The organism is Cardinium endosymbiont of Philonthus spinipes, assembly GCF_964030745.1.
Taxonomy (GTDB): domain Bacteria; phylum Bacteroidota; class Bacteroidia; order Cytophagales; family Amoebophilaceae; genus Cardinium.
Genome location: NZ_OZ034918.1, coordinates 227735 through 243804, shown reverse-complemented (window position 1 = coordinate 243804; position 16070 = coordinate 227735). Strand labels below are relative to the sequence as shown.

The window sequence follows — 16070 nt, the reverse complement described above, 5'->3', positions numbered from 1 at the left end:
AATCTAGCATAGCCACTCAAATTCTATTTTTTTACCTCTATTCTTAAGGAAATTTACAAAACCATTTTTAACAGCAGAAGTGCCTGCACAAACTACAAGTGGCAGTAGCGCATGAATATTTTGTAAATAAACTATGTGACCCGCATAAAACTTGGAGTAAAAGGTATCTTTATTAAGCTCATTAAAATGCTCCATAAGTAATTTTTTTAAATAGGCCAGCTCCTCATTATAGCTGGGATTACCTTTCTTCACCTCTGTGCTAATAGATTGCTCCAACTCAGTTAATCTTTCAACCAGCTCTCCATACTTCTGGGGTCTTATTTGAAATAGCATATCTACTAATTCCAACACCATATTCAAACAAGCTTGCTTACGTAGTTCAGGAATTTTCCTGCAACTTGCACGAATTAGGACCAAAGCATCTGAATCTTTTCCAAAGATCTCATCCACCTTGCCAAAAACTTGTTTTCCCTGCTTCCACACTTTCTGCAGCTTGTCAACAGCTAACTTTCCGAGTGTACCAATAAAAGGAAGTTGACTATACTGGTCCACCCAGTTATAGAGATCTAAAATTACCGTTTCAGGATTTTCAGAATCCAGCATCACACTACTATACCATAACTGGCATCGAGACAAGGCTATATCATTAAAAACGTATGCATCTTCGAATTCATCTTCTTTTAAAAAAATGTACGCATCAAGCGCTTGACCCTCCTCACTTGACCCTTGACCATCCATATTACAGACAGTAGACCTACTAAATCCATTACAAGATGGGATTAGTAGGAACACAAACAGCATATTCCTTATCATGACTTGCCTTTTTAGCGTAAAAAATTTGACTTATTTCTTGTAACAGTATATTACTAAAAATTTAATACAAAGCAAATATTTTAAGGTATCTGTTCAGGCAATGGTGATGGCTTAAGGAATTTTACTTATTTTTTTACTCAGTACTGTGATTGAAAACGCATTTTTTCCAGTTTTTTAAGGAACTTCATTACACACCTGTGGCTGGGCCCCTTATCTCCTTCGATAAAAAGTCTGGCCCGATAGTAAATAGCTGAAAAAGATATCGCTCAGCTGTTCGTGTTTTACTAGAGCGCCATTTTTTATCGAAGGAGACGCGTGGCTGATCATGATAAGAAAAGCTATTGTGGCCGCATTTCTTTATTGGTGGCCATAAGTGCTGCGTATACCAATACTCTATGTAAAAAATGCTGTTCTATTTAATAGTCAATAATATTTATCTCTTAAGTTGAAAAATCACTAGGTGAAAAATTTTAAGAAATATCAGAACAATTCGATAAAAAATTATTAGATTCATAGAGATAACAGAAAGACAAATAGCGACCTTATGCAGGGTCTAATATTTGAGTATCATAGTTTAGTCACGGGCTGGACAACCATCTAGTAAACATAAATAGCGACCATTAATTACTATATCATGAATCGATTTGCAGAATTAAAAACATTAGTACTTTCCTTGGAAGATGAGTTTCAGAAATTTTATGAGAAGGACAATAAGGCAGCGGGAACACGAGTCCGTAAAGGAATGCAAACGTTAAAAAAAATTGCACAGGAAATTCGAGCGAATGTATCGGCATCCAAAGCCTCTATGGACCATTCAAATGATGCAGATGGTAAATAAGTTTAACAAGTGTACCTGTTTAAGTATGGGGTAAACAAAAGTTGTTCAAGCTAATCTCTGGCCGAGCCCCCTTATCTCCTTCGATAAAAAGTCTGGCCCGATAGTAAATAGCTGAATCGATATCTTTTTCAGCGGGAAAATCGTGAACTCAGCCCGCAAGCGGGCTTCACACAGACGATTTTCTAATCCGCTGAAAAATATATAGCTCAGCTGTTCGTGTTTTACTAGAGCGCCATTTTTTTATCGAAGGAGACGCGGCTGCTGGTAATGGATTAGCCACTTGCTTTTTTGTGTCCGTTCAGCACTGTGGCAGAAAACGTGTTTCTCCCTTTCTTTATCAGTATCTGTTCAACACTATGGCCATAGTGATAAAATGCCCCTGTAAAAAGTTTCGAAATAGAAGCCACCCCTTGCAGATGATTGGGAAAAACAGCTTCCTTTGAAGCCCGCACAGCGGGCGATTTCTGTTTTCCCATCTGTAAGGGGTGGCTTCCGGAACTTTTTACCGAGGGCTTGATTTTTTGTCCACTTTTTTATCAAGAAAAAAGGTATCCATTCACGCCTCTGGCTGGCCGCCTTATCTCCTTCGATAAAAAGTCTGGCCCGATAGTAAATAGCTGAATCGATATCTTTTTCAGCGGGAAAATCGTGAACTCAGCCCGCAAGCGGGCTTCAAACAGACGATTTTCTAATCCGCTGAAAAAGATATCGCTCAGGGGTTAGTGTTTTACTAGAGCGCCATTTTTTTATCGAAGGAGACGCGGGGGCTGGTAATGGACTAGCCACTTGTTTTTTCAGCCAAACGTAGCGTATGCGTTTAACGCTATGTCCATAGTAGAAAAATGCCCCTGTAAAAAGTGGGGAAATAGGCCTCATCCCTTGCAGATGATTAGGAAAAACAGATTCCTTTGAAGCCCGCGCAGCGGGCGACTTCTGTTTTTCCATCTGTAAGGGGTGAGGTCCCCCAACTTTTTACCGAGGGCTTGATTTTTTGTCCACTTTTTTATCAAGAAAAAAGTGGAATACAATTCATTATTAACCAGTGACGTGAATAGATACGAAAAAAGTGGAATAAAATTCATTATTAACCAGTGACGTGAATAGATACCTTTATCAAGAAAAAAGTGGAATACAATTCATTAGCAGATACAATGGAATTGGATAAAACAGATAAACTTATATTAAATATTCTTCAAGTTGATTCAAAGATCACCAATGTGGCGCTTGCACAAAAAATCAATCTCTCTCCTGCAGCTACGCTTGAACGGGTAAAAAAGCTAGAACAGTATGGAATCATCACCAATTATTGGGTACAAGTGGATCATGTTAAGTTGGGTTTCTTGGTCCATCTAATTGTTGGCATTCGCCTTCAACAAGCCAGAGCTGAACAGGTTAAATTGTTTAAACTGACAGTTGATAAAATAGCATCTATTACAACTTGCTATCAAGTAATAGGTGAGTTTGATTTTATTTTAATGGTCTATGTTGACCACTTATCTAGTTACCAGACGATGGTAGTAGAAAAAATCTATGCACTTCCTTTTGTGGACCATGTAAAAACTTTATCCGTTATCCAACTCGTTAAAAACAAGCAGCTATTCTTAGAATAGTATTTCTATGTAAATATGAACCAGTGACATGAACGACAGCATACATTCACCACTTTGTTCCTTTCTTATTTAAAATTTCCCAGCAAATATCATTCATTTCGGTTATCCAGTTTAAAATTTTATTTTTTTTAGCCCATGGGATATAAAATGCCATGGTCTCTTTTGCAATTCTTTTTTGATCTGCTGGTTTGCGAAAATGTAAGGTTCTGATATTGTGTAGTCTATCGGCTAGCTTAACCTGTACTACACGAATATCTTTACATTGCTCCAATAGACTTTTGTTTTCTATGTCATCTAATTTCCATCGATAACCACTGGTATGGTAGTGGGTCACCATATCTACAATATAGGCCACCTCAGGACCATACATCAGCTCTATTTGGGCCAATGGAATTGGTGTGTCTTCTACTATGTCGTGTAACAAGCCTGCTAAGAGGGTTGTAGGATCTTTTGTAACTTCTAATAGTATTTTGGCAACTGCCATAGGATGGGTATAGTAAGGTGCACCAGATTTACGTGTTACCAGCCCGTGGGCGTTTTTAATAAACGTAATGGTCTTTTCTATTATCTCTTTGGTCAAGGCTGTTTCCGTGGCAAGCGATGCGATCAATTCCTTTTCTTGCGCTAGGCTTTCTGCTGTTTCACTTGTTTTGTTCCCCAAGGCAGTAGGATCGTAGGTTTTAAAGCGCATGACGTTTTGGCCAGCTATGGGCAATACATAACAACATGTTAAGGCCTCCTGCTGTTCTATGATCAGGTCGTACCCACCATGTGCTTGAACAATTTGCCCGCTTTCTGCTTGATAAAGTTGGTGCTCTGTTTTAGGTAGGTGGGTATGGAGTGTTTCGCCTGTGACATCATATGTGTGTGCTACATTGTGTATGCTTGTATTGGTACTAATCAGAAAAGCTAGTGCAGGTAGGGTCAGTGTAGTATCGTAACGGAGTACGGTATCAGCAATGGTTAGGGTGACTATATGGTCTGTAATCTGTTCACTTTTGCTAATTCCCAATAGATTTATTGTTAAAAGACGTTCAAAAAGTGACGGGTCTGCTATCAGATGTGTTACCTTAGTTTGGTTCCTTAAAAGTAGGGCTATAGGTTCTCCTAATGCCCGTGTAGTATGATGTGCTTTTAAGATGGCCAGGTTAATGTCTACTGGTTGTACTGCTTTTTGATGGAGTGTTAGAATACGTTCTTCTTTTACCCTTTTTAGTAGTACATTGCTGAATTTGCGTAATTTCTTCATGAAGAGGTTTAGATCTATTTCAAGTTTTCTTTGACCATGTGTATGGAAGTAGTAACAAGGTGCTTGCAATATGGCTTCGGTTTCCCGCAACATCTTGCTACTGTAGATGGGGTGGAGTCTAGACCAGTTCACTTGGTTATAGATTGCTTCTAGCGCTGCTTTGCGTTCGTAGTTTCGGTTCAGCGCTATAATTTTAAATTGTGTATCCATTTTGTCATGTAGGTATTTATAGGCTCCAAAACCTATTAATGCAGCTACCAAAAGCGCTGTGGCAAAAACAAGCTCAATAGACAATGTATTATAGTTGGTCCAAATTGAATGCCAAAAAGGTATATGAGGTGGTACAAATAGGTGGAGTATCATAGCTAGCACCAACATACCAATGGCTATTTTTAAGGAAGCAAGCACACTGCCTAAAGTTAGGCTAGCTATCAACAATGCAAAAACCATTGGCCGAAAGTAGTCTAACTTTGCAAATTGTATACTCGAAACAAAAAGGAATAGAAATAACAAAACAGGCCATGCCAAGTAGAGTATGGGATGACCACCCTGCTGATAACTATGAAAAGATGGATAAATAGCTAAGGTCGTTCCAAAGGCCATGACCAGAATATACCAATAGATATAAGGAGCAAAGTAGCTTTTCTGCATAAAGCAAAGAGCTATAAAAGTATGGATAATGAAATAGATGCCCAATAGTATGAAGGTGGATTTCCGTTTTGGAAAGCGGCTTTGCCAATAGGCTTTAGTAAAGGGTAATTTCCCATCTTGTAGCCTTCTTAGCCACCAGCGTTTGGTCTCTTGATTTGCCAAATCCAGTGGACTAAGGTCCTTGATACCTACCCAGCCAGTATTAGGCCGTTTAGGGAGGAGATAATGTGTGATAATCAAAGCAATTGTGCTAAAGTAAAAAGATTTATGAAAAGGTGCTGATAAGGTGATTTTATAAAAAAAATGATAGGCTATGATGGCTATATTCATTCCGATGGTTAATACGATGGCAGTTGAGCGGGGCCTAAAACCCAAAATGGCCATGATGAATGGAACAACCAGTGCAGGGTAGCAGCTTATTATGTAGTTACGGAATTCAATAAAATAATTGATACTGAACATCATAAAACTACTGACTATACCTATTAAAGTAGAAGCAGTACGTGCAATTTTGAGTGCATGTTGCTTTACCCATTGGGTTGAGCCAGATAGTACAGGTAATACATCATTTGTAAATAGAACAGAAGCAATATGCAGATAAGAGTCAGCAGTAGACATCAGTAAAGCAATAATAGCCGTTATGAAGATGCCACGTATTCCGGGAAAGTGCACCAGGTTAACCAGATAGTTTATAACATGTCCGTTGGATGGGATAGGATGATTACCTACATGCAACGCCATCACAATGCTTAAACAAACTATAGTAAGGATAACTTGGATAAAAGTACTGATATAAAACCCTTTTGAAGCTTGTTGTATAGAGGATGACATATAAAATCGTTGAATCCATGCAGGAAAAAATGGATGACATAAACCATATACGCATGCATATAGGCCATCTTGTAATAACTTATGCAGCCTTAGTGCCTCTTTAGTAGCCAGTTGTGGCAGTTCAGCCAGCTGTTGCCAACTAGCTAGTGGCTTTTTAGCATAGTATAAACAGATAAAAATCATGATAGGGAAGCAAACGCCAAAAAGAAAAAATTGATATATGTCTGTTAGTGCTACAGCTCTAGCTCCTCCCAATGTTGTATAGCTTATAACAAGTAGTGCTAAAATGATACCTGAGTTGGCTGAAATCCCTTCTATATCAGGCCATAGGGTATTTGTAATACTTAGGCTAACCTTAAACTGAGGTGCTAACATAGCAATGGATAGCAGTATGCCAAAGATGGCTGTGATCACTCGAACAGTTGGACCGTAAAGGCTCCCCATTGACTCAGCTATAGAAAAATGGCCTGCGAATGCTTTCATTCTTAAGAGTATGCATCTTGATACTAAGGCTAGTATAATGAAATAAATTAAATCAAGCGTTTTATAAATACTTTCCTGATAGAAATCGTCTAATGCAAGCAAACTTCTACCCCCATAAATGGTGGCTATTATGGAAATAGCAATTATAAATTGGCCCATTTTTCTATTCCCAACCGCATAGTCTTGGAAGGTTGCAATCCCTTTACTACAATAGAGCCCAATGGCTAGTGTTAGGATTAAGAATATTCCTATAATCACCAAATCGATATGCATATTGATTTTTTTAAATCCACATTTTTTGTATAGTATAATGAAATAAGCAATAAATTGAGGCCGTTGCAATAGACCTTTACGATTTGCCATAAAAAGTATCTTTTTATTTTTTAGAAGAAGGTAAAAAAAGGTTAAATTCTATTGATTTTTTTAGGTATTGATGCTTAAAACTTTTAATAATATTGTGTATGTCGCTCAAGCAAACTAAGCAATTAAGTTTTTCAGATATTTCCGCCAATAAGCGTAAGTGCAAACACACTTTCTTTGATCAAATCAACAAGCTAGTTAATTGGTCAGTAGTAGAAAAAGCACTCCGATTACATTATCCTAAAGGTTTACGTTTATCAGGCAAACCGGCCTATAGTCCTCTGCTTCTATTCAAAATGCTATTGCTACAGACGTGGTATGGCTTGAGCGACTATGCAGTCGAAGAAGAAGTGAATGATCGTATCACTTTTAGCAGATTTTGTGGTATTTCGATGGATAGTTCTGTTCCAGATCATAGTGTACTAAGTAGATTTAGAACTACCCTTACAGAGAAGAATGCTTTAGAAAAGTTATTGCATATCATTAATAATCAGCTATCTGATCATGGTGTATTGGTTCAAAACGGTTCAGCAGCTGTAGATGCTTCTATTACCCCTACCCCTAGACGCCCTAAAGGTAAAAAAAGCTACGATCTGCATGAAGATGGAACCATAACCACAGCTGAAAGTTATCAAAAAGGAGTAGATCCAGAAGCAAGTTGGATAAAAAAAGGCCATCATCTCTACTATGGCTATAAGCGGCATGTTCTTGTGGAAAGCAAAGAGGGGTTGGTGCTAGCCGTAGGTACCACAAAAGCATCTAGTCATGATAGTGGGCATTTACAGGTATTATTGGATAAAGTAAGGCTAAAATCAGGCAGCAGACTCTATGCAGATAAAGGCTATAGCGGGTCGCCCAACGAAAATTTACTAAAGAAAAAGAAGTTAAAATCAGCTATTCAGAAAAAAGGGGCTAGAAACAATCCTTTATCACCCACTGCTAAACGGTTTAATAAATTAGTATCTAAAACGCGCTATAAAGTAGAACGGGTATTTGGAAGTATTAAAAGTTGGTTCCGTAGCTCAGGAGCCAGATATATAGGCCTTGCTAAAACCCATACGCAACATGTTATGGAGGCAATAGCCTATAACTTATATAGGTCCCCAAACATCATATTAAGAGGTATCTAGGGGAATGGTGTGTCCAAAATAGATTGAAAATGACTAAAAAATCAGTAAATAAATAGTTTTATACCACTATAACATCAAATATGGCAAGGAAATAACCCTGGAAGATTAATCAAAATTATACCTTCAACCTATCACAACGGCCTCAAATTTTTATTTTTTTTGAAAATAAAATTATTAACTCTTATTTATTTACTTGACTAGCAGCACTATAAAAAAATCTCGTATCTGTTCAACACTATGGCCATAGTGATAAAATGCCCCTGTAAAAAGTTTCGAAATAGAAGCCACCCCTTGCAGATGATTGGGAAAAACAGATTCCTTTGAAGCCCGCGCAGCGGGCGACTTCTGTTTTTCCATCTGTAAGGGGTGGGTTCCGGAACTTTTTGCCGAGGGCTTGATTTTTTGTCCACTTTTTTATCAAGAAAAAAGTGGAATACAATTCATTATTAACCAGTGACGTGAATAGATACAAAATCTCTCTGCTATAAAAAAGTAGCGGTAGGGGGGTATGTTCTTGAAGATGCGATGCGTAGCAAATTGGCTTGGTTGGGTTTGTAGCGGTGCTGGCTCTATTGAGTTAGATCAGTAGGGTCATAAGTTTTAAAATGCATGACTGTTTCCCCAGCTATAGGTAATATGTAAAGAGCGGTTAAGTACTCTTTATTTTCTATGACTTCAATATAACCACCATGCGCCCGCACAATTTGTCTACTTTCTGCTTGATAGAGCTGTTGTTCTGTTTTGGGTAGGTAAACAAGTGTGGCTTCATCTGTGCTATCATATATTGGCTGTGCATGTTGTATGCTAGTATCTGTGCTGATAAAAAAGGCCAATGCAGGTAGGGTAGTGGTTTGCTGGTCCGTTTGTATAGCGTTTGCATCACGGTAGCGGAGCATGGTATCCATAATTGTTAAGGTAACTATATGATCTGTAGCTTGTTCACTCTTACTGGTTGCCAATAAGTTTATAGTTAAAAAACGTTCAAACAGCTCTGGATCTGTTATCAACTGTTTTGCCTCTGTTTGGTTGCGCAAGAGTAGTTGCATAGGTTCCCCTAATGTACCAATGGTACTATGTACTTTTAAGATAATAGGTTCAATGGCTACTGGTTGGATAGCCTGCTTATTAAGCTTTAGGCTGTACGCTTCTTTGGCGCTTTGTAGCAATAGGCTGCTGAATTCACTGAGTTTTTGTATAAAGCTGTTGACATCGTCTCCAAGCTTTTGTTGCCCTTGTGCATAGAGGTATTGACAAGGTGCTTTGAGTGCTTCACCAATGGTTTGTAACATTTCGCTGCCATAGGTAGGGTCTAGCCTAGACCAGTTCACTTGGCTATAGATAGATTCTAGGGCTGCTTTGCGCTCGTAGCTTCGAGCTAGTGCTATAACGCCAAGTTTTACATTTGCTCTATTACGTAGGCATGTATACAGGCTAAAGCCTATCAATGCGGCTACTCCAGTAGCTACAGCAAAAATGATTTCTATAGAAATTTCGTTATAATAGGACCAAAATAGATGCCAAAAAGGAATATGAGGGGGGATGTATTGACGATGTACCAGTATGGTTAGCACCAGCATGCCAATTCCTATTTTGAATGATAAGAGGACAATACCCAGCCCTATGCTGGTGATGACCAGTGCGCAAACCATAGGGCTAAAGTGACCCAGTTTTGCAAACTGTATTGAGGAAATAAAAAGTAATAGCCATAACAGCCCAGGCCATATACTATGTAGCATGGAGTTGCCTCCTGGTTTATAGGAGTGCAAAGCTGGATAAATGGCTAAGAGGGTCCCAATAGCCATTACAGCTATATACCAATAGCTATAAGTAAAAAAATATGATTTCTCCATACACCACAAGGCTACAAATGTACTACTGATTAAGTAGATACCCAGCGATATAAAAGTAGTATGCTGCTTTGGAAAAAGGCTTTCCCAATATTTTTTAGTTGATAAAGCCTTACATTCTGCTATACACCTTAACCACCAGCGCTTGGTTTCCTGGTTTTGTAGCTCTAGCGGACTACGGTCTTTGATCCCTATCCAGCCGGTATTGGGATGTTTTGGGAGTAGATAATGGCCAAAAATAAGCGTACAAAAGCTAATCATCATAGCAATGGCTAGGTTTACATTGGCTTGGTGGTAGGTATAAGTGTGGACAAATCTTGAGTATAATACAAAACAGCCAGAGATAGTCATAGCTATGAGTACAACTGTTCTGTGGGGTCTAAAGCCTAAAATAGCCATGGTCCACGGAATGCTTACAACAGGTATGTATATTTCCGTTCCTTTGGCGATAAGTTTATAAATGTTGCCCTTGTAAGCTAGTGCACTATATAAGGCTAGTATGCCAATCAGCAGAATGGCTATTCTACCTGCTTTCAACTTTTTAATGGATGCATTTGCTCCTTGAAAAGATGTTGTTGGTAATAAATCATGGACAAAAACAACTGATAACAAATGTAAAGCAGAGTCAATCGTGGACATAAGTAGGGCAAGGACTGTAATCATTATGATCGCTTTTATACCTGGAATTTGGGTCAGGTTAATTAGATAATTAATTACATCTTGTTTGCCTTTTAAGGTATGTCCCCCTAGATGCAACGCGATGGCTATGCATAATACCAATAGGCTGATACAAAAAAGTGTGATCGCTCCACTAGTAAAGACTTTTTTAGCTTTCGGCATCGATGTGGAAATATATAGTCTTTGTATATACAGTGGCGCAAGAATAACTAATAATACACGAATCCCATAGAAGAAATATTCTTTTAGTGATTGGGTTGAAAATATATACCTATAGTCGGTAAACTGTGTGAGTTGTTTCAAGCCTGTCCATCCCTCTGCAAGAGATATTTTAGCATAGCGCAGTAATAAAAAAGCAATTAAAGGGAATGTACACCCAAAACAGAGAAATTGAAAAACGTCGGTCATAGCAATTGATCTGGCCCCACCAAATGCTGCATATAGAATAACCACCAATCCTGTAGCAATAGGAAGCCACTGGGTAAGGTCTTCTTTCATATCTGAAAGTGTAAAATGAACAATTCCTAGTACAGCCTTAAGTTGTGCTACGACCAAACCCAACATAACCAGCACCACGGTAGCGGCTGTGATTTTACGTACTATGGGACCATATAGCTTACCAATAGACTCCGCTATGGAAAAATCTCCTAAAAACTCAGCCATACGCACTATGAGTACTCTGGCCCCCAAATAGGTTGCTAAGAAAAGGATTAGGAAAGCTACTAGGTCTTTAAAGCCAAGAAAATAGTAGTCAGATATGTCACCTAAAACGCCTACATGCGCCACGCTGGCGACCAAGGAACAAACAATAACAAAGGTAGACAACTCATTGCCTAGTGCATAGTCCCTAAATGTTTTGATGCCTTTAGCGTGGTAAAGACCAATCAGGATGTTTAATACTAAGAATAAACTTACAATTACTAAATCGATTTGCATAGCATTATTTGTTTGTAGATGGATGATGCAACTACTGCAAGCTTTAAATTTAATACCAATAATGGCAACTTTGCAAGTGGAGTAGGGTTAAAAAGTATACTTTGACACACTTAAACCCTTTCAATCGATGCACCTAGGGCATTGAGGCGTTGGTCAATGCATTCATAGCCTCGATCAATTTGACCAACGTTTTCAATTATACTGGTTCCTTCTGCAGCTAGTGCAGCAATTAACAGCGCAATACCTGCTCTAATATCACTTGAACTCATATGGACGCCACGTAGCTTGTGGCTATTACCTAAGCCTACTATATGTACTCTGTGTGGATCGCACAACACCAGTCTTGCCCCCATTTCAATCAAATGGTCTACAAAAAAGAGCCTGCTTTCAAACATCTTCTGATGGATTAAAATATGGCCTTGTGCATGTACGGCAGTTACTACTGCAATACTGAGTAAATCAGCGGGTATGCCTGGCCAAATTGCATCGTAAAGGGTTACGAGGTTTCCATCCATCTCTGTTTGAATAGCATAGCAGGGTTGCGCTGGAATATGCAATGTGTTATGTTGTTTTTCTAGACGAATGCCCAACTTTTCAAAACAATACCAAACGGGTGCAAAAAGTTTAATAGGAACATCTGTAATGGTTAGGGTTGATTGGGTGGCTGCGGCTAGCCCAATAAAGCTGCCAATTTCCAACATATCTGGTAAAATGGTATGTGTTGTGCCGCCTAGTGTTGGCACTCCCTCTATCGTTAAGCGATTAGAACCAATACCTGTAATGTGCGCACCCATGGCCACCAGCATATGGCAAAGTTGTTGTATATGCGGTTCACAAGCTGCGGGGTAAATAGTGGTTTTGCCTTGAGCCATGCTGGCAGCCATGATCACATTAGCTGTGGCCGTTACTGATGCTTCTGGCATCAGTACATCAGCTCCTTTCAATGCATTGCAGGAGACCATCCAAGTTGCTTGACCCTCCTGGTAGTGAAAAGCCACACCTAGTTGCGTGAGTCCTTCAAAATGGGCATGCAAGCCCCTGCGTCCAATTCGATCTCCTCCAGGTTTGGCTATAACTACTTTCTTGAAACGGATGAGGAGGGAAGGCAGCAACATAATAGAGCCCCTTACTTTAGTGTATTCCTGACGAAATGCTGCTGTAACCATCGTATCTTCTTTGAGATGCGCAGCACAAAATTGGTAGCTTCCATTGCCCAATGGGCTAATTTCCACCCCCAAAAGGGTCAGTAGCCTCATCACACTCTGAACATCGGCAATAGCTGGAAGATTGTGTAGGGTTACTACTGTATCAGTCAGTAAGGTGGCACATATTACCTGCAATGCTTCATTTTTGGAACCTTGTGGCTTGATAATACCAGATAACTGGCGTCCCCCATGGACAATAAATTTACTCATCTGTCGCAATTAAATTGTATAAGGCTTCTTTTGAAGCTCGCTTATGGTCAGGAATTTGTAGGACCTATACTTGCCACGCTTATAGTTGGACTACTTTTTATTGTTATTTGATTTTAGGTAATGTTTGTTTCTAGCTTTTTGACCATTTGCTCCTTCATCGGGCAGGGTGCGTATGATTTCTACATCAAGTCTTGTACCATCTGGTAGCATTCGCTTGATGTCTTGCATGATTCTTTCATTATTGATATAATCGTTGTTCCATGTGCTACTAAAGCGACGCATGAGTTTCCCAACTGCTATAAGCAGCTGTTCTTGCTCTTTAAGTGTGGGTAGGGTAGTTATTTTTTTGAGGAGTGATTCCATATGTCTTCCGTAATATTTGTATCTGATCAGCTGCATAAAGGGCATATGTACATACTGCTGTTGGCTATTTTCTCGCTTAGCAGGTTTGGGGTTAGGGCTATCAATATCTAGTTTGTAGTCCGATAGTATGAAAAGATCATCCCACCGTTTTTGTGGTGATGTAGCATTGGGATTGACCACTTCCATGAGCTTTACAATACCATAGGCTTTTTGTGTGCGAATGGCTTTGTCTTCAATGGTTGCAAGCTGTTCCATAAGCTTTTGTATGTTTCTGCCATATTCTTTAAGCATTAAGGGCGATCGAATTGTATTATAGTCGTACATTTTGGGTGATTGGGTTATTTAATAAAATATATATTGGTTAGCTTCTATGTTGAAGATAAGATTTCTAACTTTGCATAGTTTAGCAAGAGGGTCTTTTCTCCAAATTTATGAAAAAGAATAATGGCTTTACGCATACCTTCAGTTTCTACTAACTTCAAAACTTTTCCTATACCGAAGTGGTGGTGCGCCACCGAGTGGCCAACTTGTAGGGCAGTTAGATCAGTAGCAGGCTGATGAACTGAAGTAGGTTTCGAAAGTGGTCTAACAGAGCTGCTTGGCTTTGCTCTATGCTTTTGGATCGGCTGGGCAGCAGATAGAAAAGTTTTAGCGGTTGTTTTAGTGGTTGTATATCCTCCCATTTCTTTTAAAAAACGACTAGGCTGAACGTTGGTTAATTTTCCAAATCGGTACCTGCTGAGCGCGTGAGATAGGGTTAACTTGCGTTGTGCACGGGTAACCGCTACGTAAAAGAGACGCCTTTCTTCTTCTAAGTCTGCTTTGCTGCCCAACATCATAGCAGAGGGAAAGAGCTCTTCTTCCATGCCTACAAGATATACATATTTGAATTCTAAGCCTTTAGAAGCATGAATGGTCATGAGTGTCACTGCATCTTCATTTGGATCATTCTTATCTGCACTGGTCAGCAATGCGATTTCTTGTAAAAAACTACCTAGGCTTGGATCATTATTTTCAGGATCGTCTACAAATTGTTTGATGCTATTGAGCAGCTCTTGGATATGCTCATAGCGGGTTAGTCCTTCTACCGTTTTATCTTCATGCAATTCCTTGAGCAGGCCAGATGCTTTGGCCATATAGGCGGCTATAGTATAAGCATTTTCGTTGGCTAGTTTTAGAGTAGCCGTATCAATGAGTGTCACAAAACGGGAGACAGCGGTGGCAGCAGCGCCGCTTAAAAAATCATTCGGGTGATGCAGTACCGACCATAGGGGGCATGCTTTTTCGGCTGCAGTAGAAAATATTTTTTCAATAGTAGTGGGTCCAATGCCCCGTTTGGGGAAATTAATAATCCTTCTAAAAGCTTCTGTATCATTATGGTTTACGACAAAACGCAAATAGGCTAAAAGGTCTTTTACCTCTTTTCGTTGATAGAAAGAGAGGCCGCCTATGATGCGGTAAGGAATGTTTTTTTTACGTAATGCCTCTTCAAAATTACGAGATTGGTTATTGGTACGGTATAGAATCGCAAAGTCTCGATAGCGTAATTGGGCTGTTAGTTTTTCTGCCACCATTTTATCTACTACCAATCGACTCTCCTCCATATCTGACATGGCCCTGAACACTTGAACCGGTTCTCCTAGCGGATTGGCTGTCCAAACCTTTTTTTTGAGCTGCGTTTCATTGTGGCTAATGATACGGTTGGCCACATCTACAATATGCCCTGTAGAACGGTAGTTTTGTTCCAGTTTGATCATTTGGTGGTTGGGGTAGTCATGAGCAAAATGCAGAATGTTATGAATATCTGCACCTCTGAATGCATAAATGCTTTGTGCATCATCTCCTACTACGCAGATATTCTGATGGTGGGCCGCTAGTTTTTTGGCAATACGGTATTGCACCAAATTGGTATCTTGAAACTCATCAATCAATAGATAACGAAATTGTTCTTGGTATTTTGTACTTAATGCAGGGTGGTCATTTAACAACTTATAGGTTTGTACGAGTAAATCATCAAAATCCATTGCACCAGCTTGTACACAGTGGCGGGCATATCTTAAAAAGATCTCACTGAATCTTGGCATACGCATATAGCTATCTTCCTTTTGATAGGTTGGGTCTGCTGCGTAAGCCTCTGGCGTGATCAACCTATTTTTAGCATGAGAAATACGCCCCAATACCACTCCTGGCTTATATACCTTATCGTCAAGCTCCAATGCTTTCGTGATTTGTTTGATGAGTGATTTGCTATCATCTGTGTCGTAAACACTAAAATGGGAGGGATAGCCCAAGCTGCTGGCTTCTCGCCGCAATAATTTCATAAAGACACTATGAAAAGTGCCCAGCCATATTGCCTTGGCCTCATTGCCCACTATGTCGGTTATACGGTGGCGCATTTCACCAGCCGCCTTATTGGTAAAGGTTAAAGCAAGGATCTGATCAGCTGTTGCTTTTTTTTCTTTAAGGAGATGGGCTATTCTGGCGGTTAGTACTTTGGTTTTGCCTGAGCCAGCACCTGCCACAACAATTGATGGCCCTTCTGTATGGATGACCGCTTTTTTTTGCATTTCATTAAGCCCATCAAGATAGGCTGGCTGCATAGCTGGTTCCATTGTGATGACCATGTTACTTTTAATATTTGATGAAATCTAAGCAAATATGCTTGTGATGGCTGTAAGTTTGTAAATTTAGAGATTATAATTATACCTGGCAATTGGTTAAATAAGTAGGCAAGCAATTTAATAAATAGTTGGATAAAGGACAAGCAAGGGCTTATAATGGACTCAAAAAACGGATAAAAAAAGATGGTTGTACAAGATGCGCATGTCAATATAATAGCTTTTTATATTGGCATTTTACTATTACG

The 16070-nt window shown here is 39.4% G+C and carries 12 protein-coding genes; 3 read left to right on the top strand and 9 right to left on the bottom strand.

Annotation, left to right across the window (positions count from 1 at the left end; translation table 11 throughout):
- Positions 1-3: 3 nt before the first annotated feature.
- Entirely contained in the window at positions 4-813 is an 810-nt protein-coding gene (locus AAHM81_RS00970; protein WP_342265506.1) for a hypothetical protein, read from the bottom strand.
- Between the two features lie 634 nt (positions 814-1447).
- On the opposite strand from AAHM81_RS00970, the gene AAHM81_RS00965 reads away from it, so the two are divergent.
- Entirely contained in the window at positions 1448-1651 is a 204-nt protein-coding gene (locus tag AAHM81_RS00965; RefSeq protein WP_342265505.1) for a histone H1, read from the top strand.
- Between the two features lie 272 nt (positions 1652-1923).
- Here AAHM81_RS00965 and AAHM81_RS00960 read toward each other — a convergent pair whose 3' ends face one another.
- Complete coding sequence (locus tag AAHM81_RS00960; RefSeq protein ID WP_342265504.1) at positions 1924-2127, bottom strand: hypothetical protein; 204 nt, start codon at positions 2125-2127, stop codon at positions 1924-1926.
- Between the two features lie 196 nt (positions 2128-2323).
- Positions 2324-2596, bottom strand: a complete 273-nt coding sequence (locus AAHM81_RS00955; protein WP_342264990.1) for a hypothetical protein — start codon at positions 2594-2596, stop codon at positions 2324-2326.
- 179 nt (positions 2597-2775) lie between these two features.
- Between AAHM81_RS00955 and AAHM81_RS00950 the strand changes: the two genes are divergently transcribed.
- Entirely contained in the window at positions 2776-3261 is a 486-nt protein-coding gene (locus tag AAHM81_RS00950) for an Lrp/AsnC family transcriptional regulator (RefSeq protein ID WP_342265503.1), read from the top strand.
- A gap of 46 nt (positions 3262-3307) precedes the next feature.
- Here the strand turns inward: AAHM81_RS00950 and AAHM81_RS00945 are convergent, their stop codons facing one another.
- The gene (locus tag AAHM81_RS00945) at positions 3308-6838 is read right to left on the bottom strand and encodes a sodium:solute symporter family transporter (protein WP_342265502.1); all 3531 of its coding nucleotides are present in this window, start codon (positions 6836-6838) and stop codon (positions 3308-3310) included.
- Between the two features lie 98 nt (positions 6839-6936).
- Here AAHM81_RS00945 and AAHM81_RS00940 point away from each other — a divergent pair, with 98 nt between their 5' ends.
- On the top strand, positions 6937-7965 hold the full coding sequence (locus tag AAHM81_RS00940; protein WP_342264943.1) for an IS5 family transposase: 1029 nt from the start codon (positions 6937-6939) through the stop codon (positions 7963-7965).
- A 189-nt stretch (positions 7966-8154) separates the two neighbouring features.
- Here the strand turns inward: AAHM81_RS00940 and AAHM81_RS00935 are convergent, their stop codons facing one another.
- The 5 genes from AAHM81_RS00935 to AAHM81_RS00915 all read right to left on the bottom strand — a co-directional run bounded on the left by AAHM81_RS00935 (position 8155) and on the right by AAHM81_RS00915 (position 15828).
- Entirely contained in the window at positions 8155-8322 is a 168-nt protein-coding gene (locus AAHM81_RS00935) for a hypothetical protein (protein ID WP_342265501.1), read from the bottom strand.
- Positions 8323-8534: 212 nt separating this feature from the next.
- On the bottom strand, positions 8535-11426 hold the full coding sequence (locus AAHM81_RS00930) for a sodium:solute symporter family protein (protein WP_342265500.1): 2892 nt from the start codon (positions 11424-11426) through the stop codon (positions 8535-8537).
- Between the two features lie 110 nt (positions 11427-11536).
- A complete protein-coding gene (murA, locus tag AAHM81_RS00925; protein ID WP_342265499.1) occupies positions 11537-12841 on the bottom strand; it encodes a UDP-N-acetylglucosamine 1-carboxyvinyltransferase in 1305 nt (434 codons plus the stop codon).
- A 90-nt stretch (positions 12842-12931) separates the two neighbouring features.
- The gene (locus AAHM81_RS00920) at positions 12932-13495 is read right to left on the bottom strand and encodes a DUF4290 domain-containing protein (protein ID WP_342265498.1); all 564 of its coding nucleotides are present in this window, start codon (positions 13493-13495) and stop codon (positions 12932-12934) included.
- 77 nt (positions 13496-13572) lie between these two features.
- Positions 13573-15828, bottom strand: coding sequence for an ATP-dependent helicase (locus tag AAHM81_RS00915; protein ID WP_342265497.1), 2256 nt, complete (start codon positions 15826-15828; stop codon positions 13573-13575).
- Positions 15829-16070 lie beyond the last annotated feature (242 nt).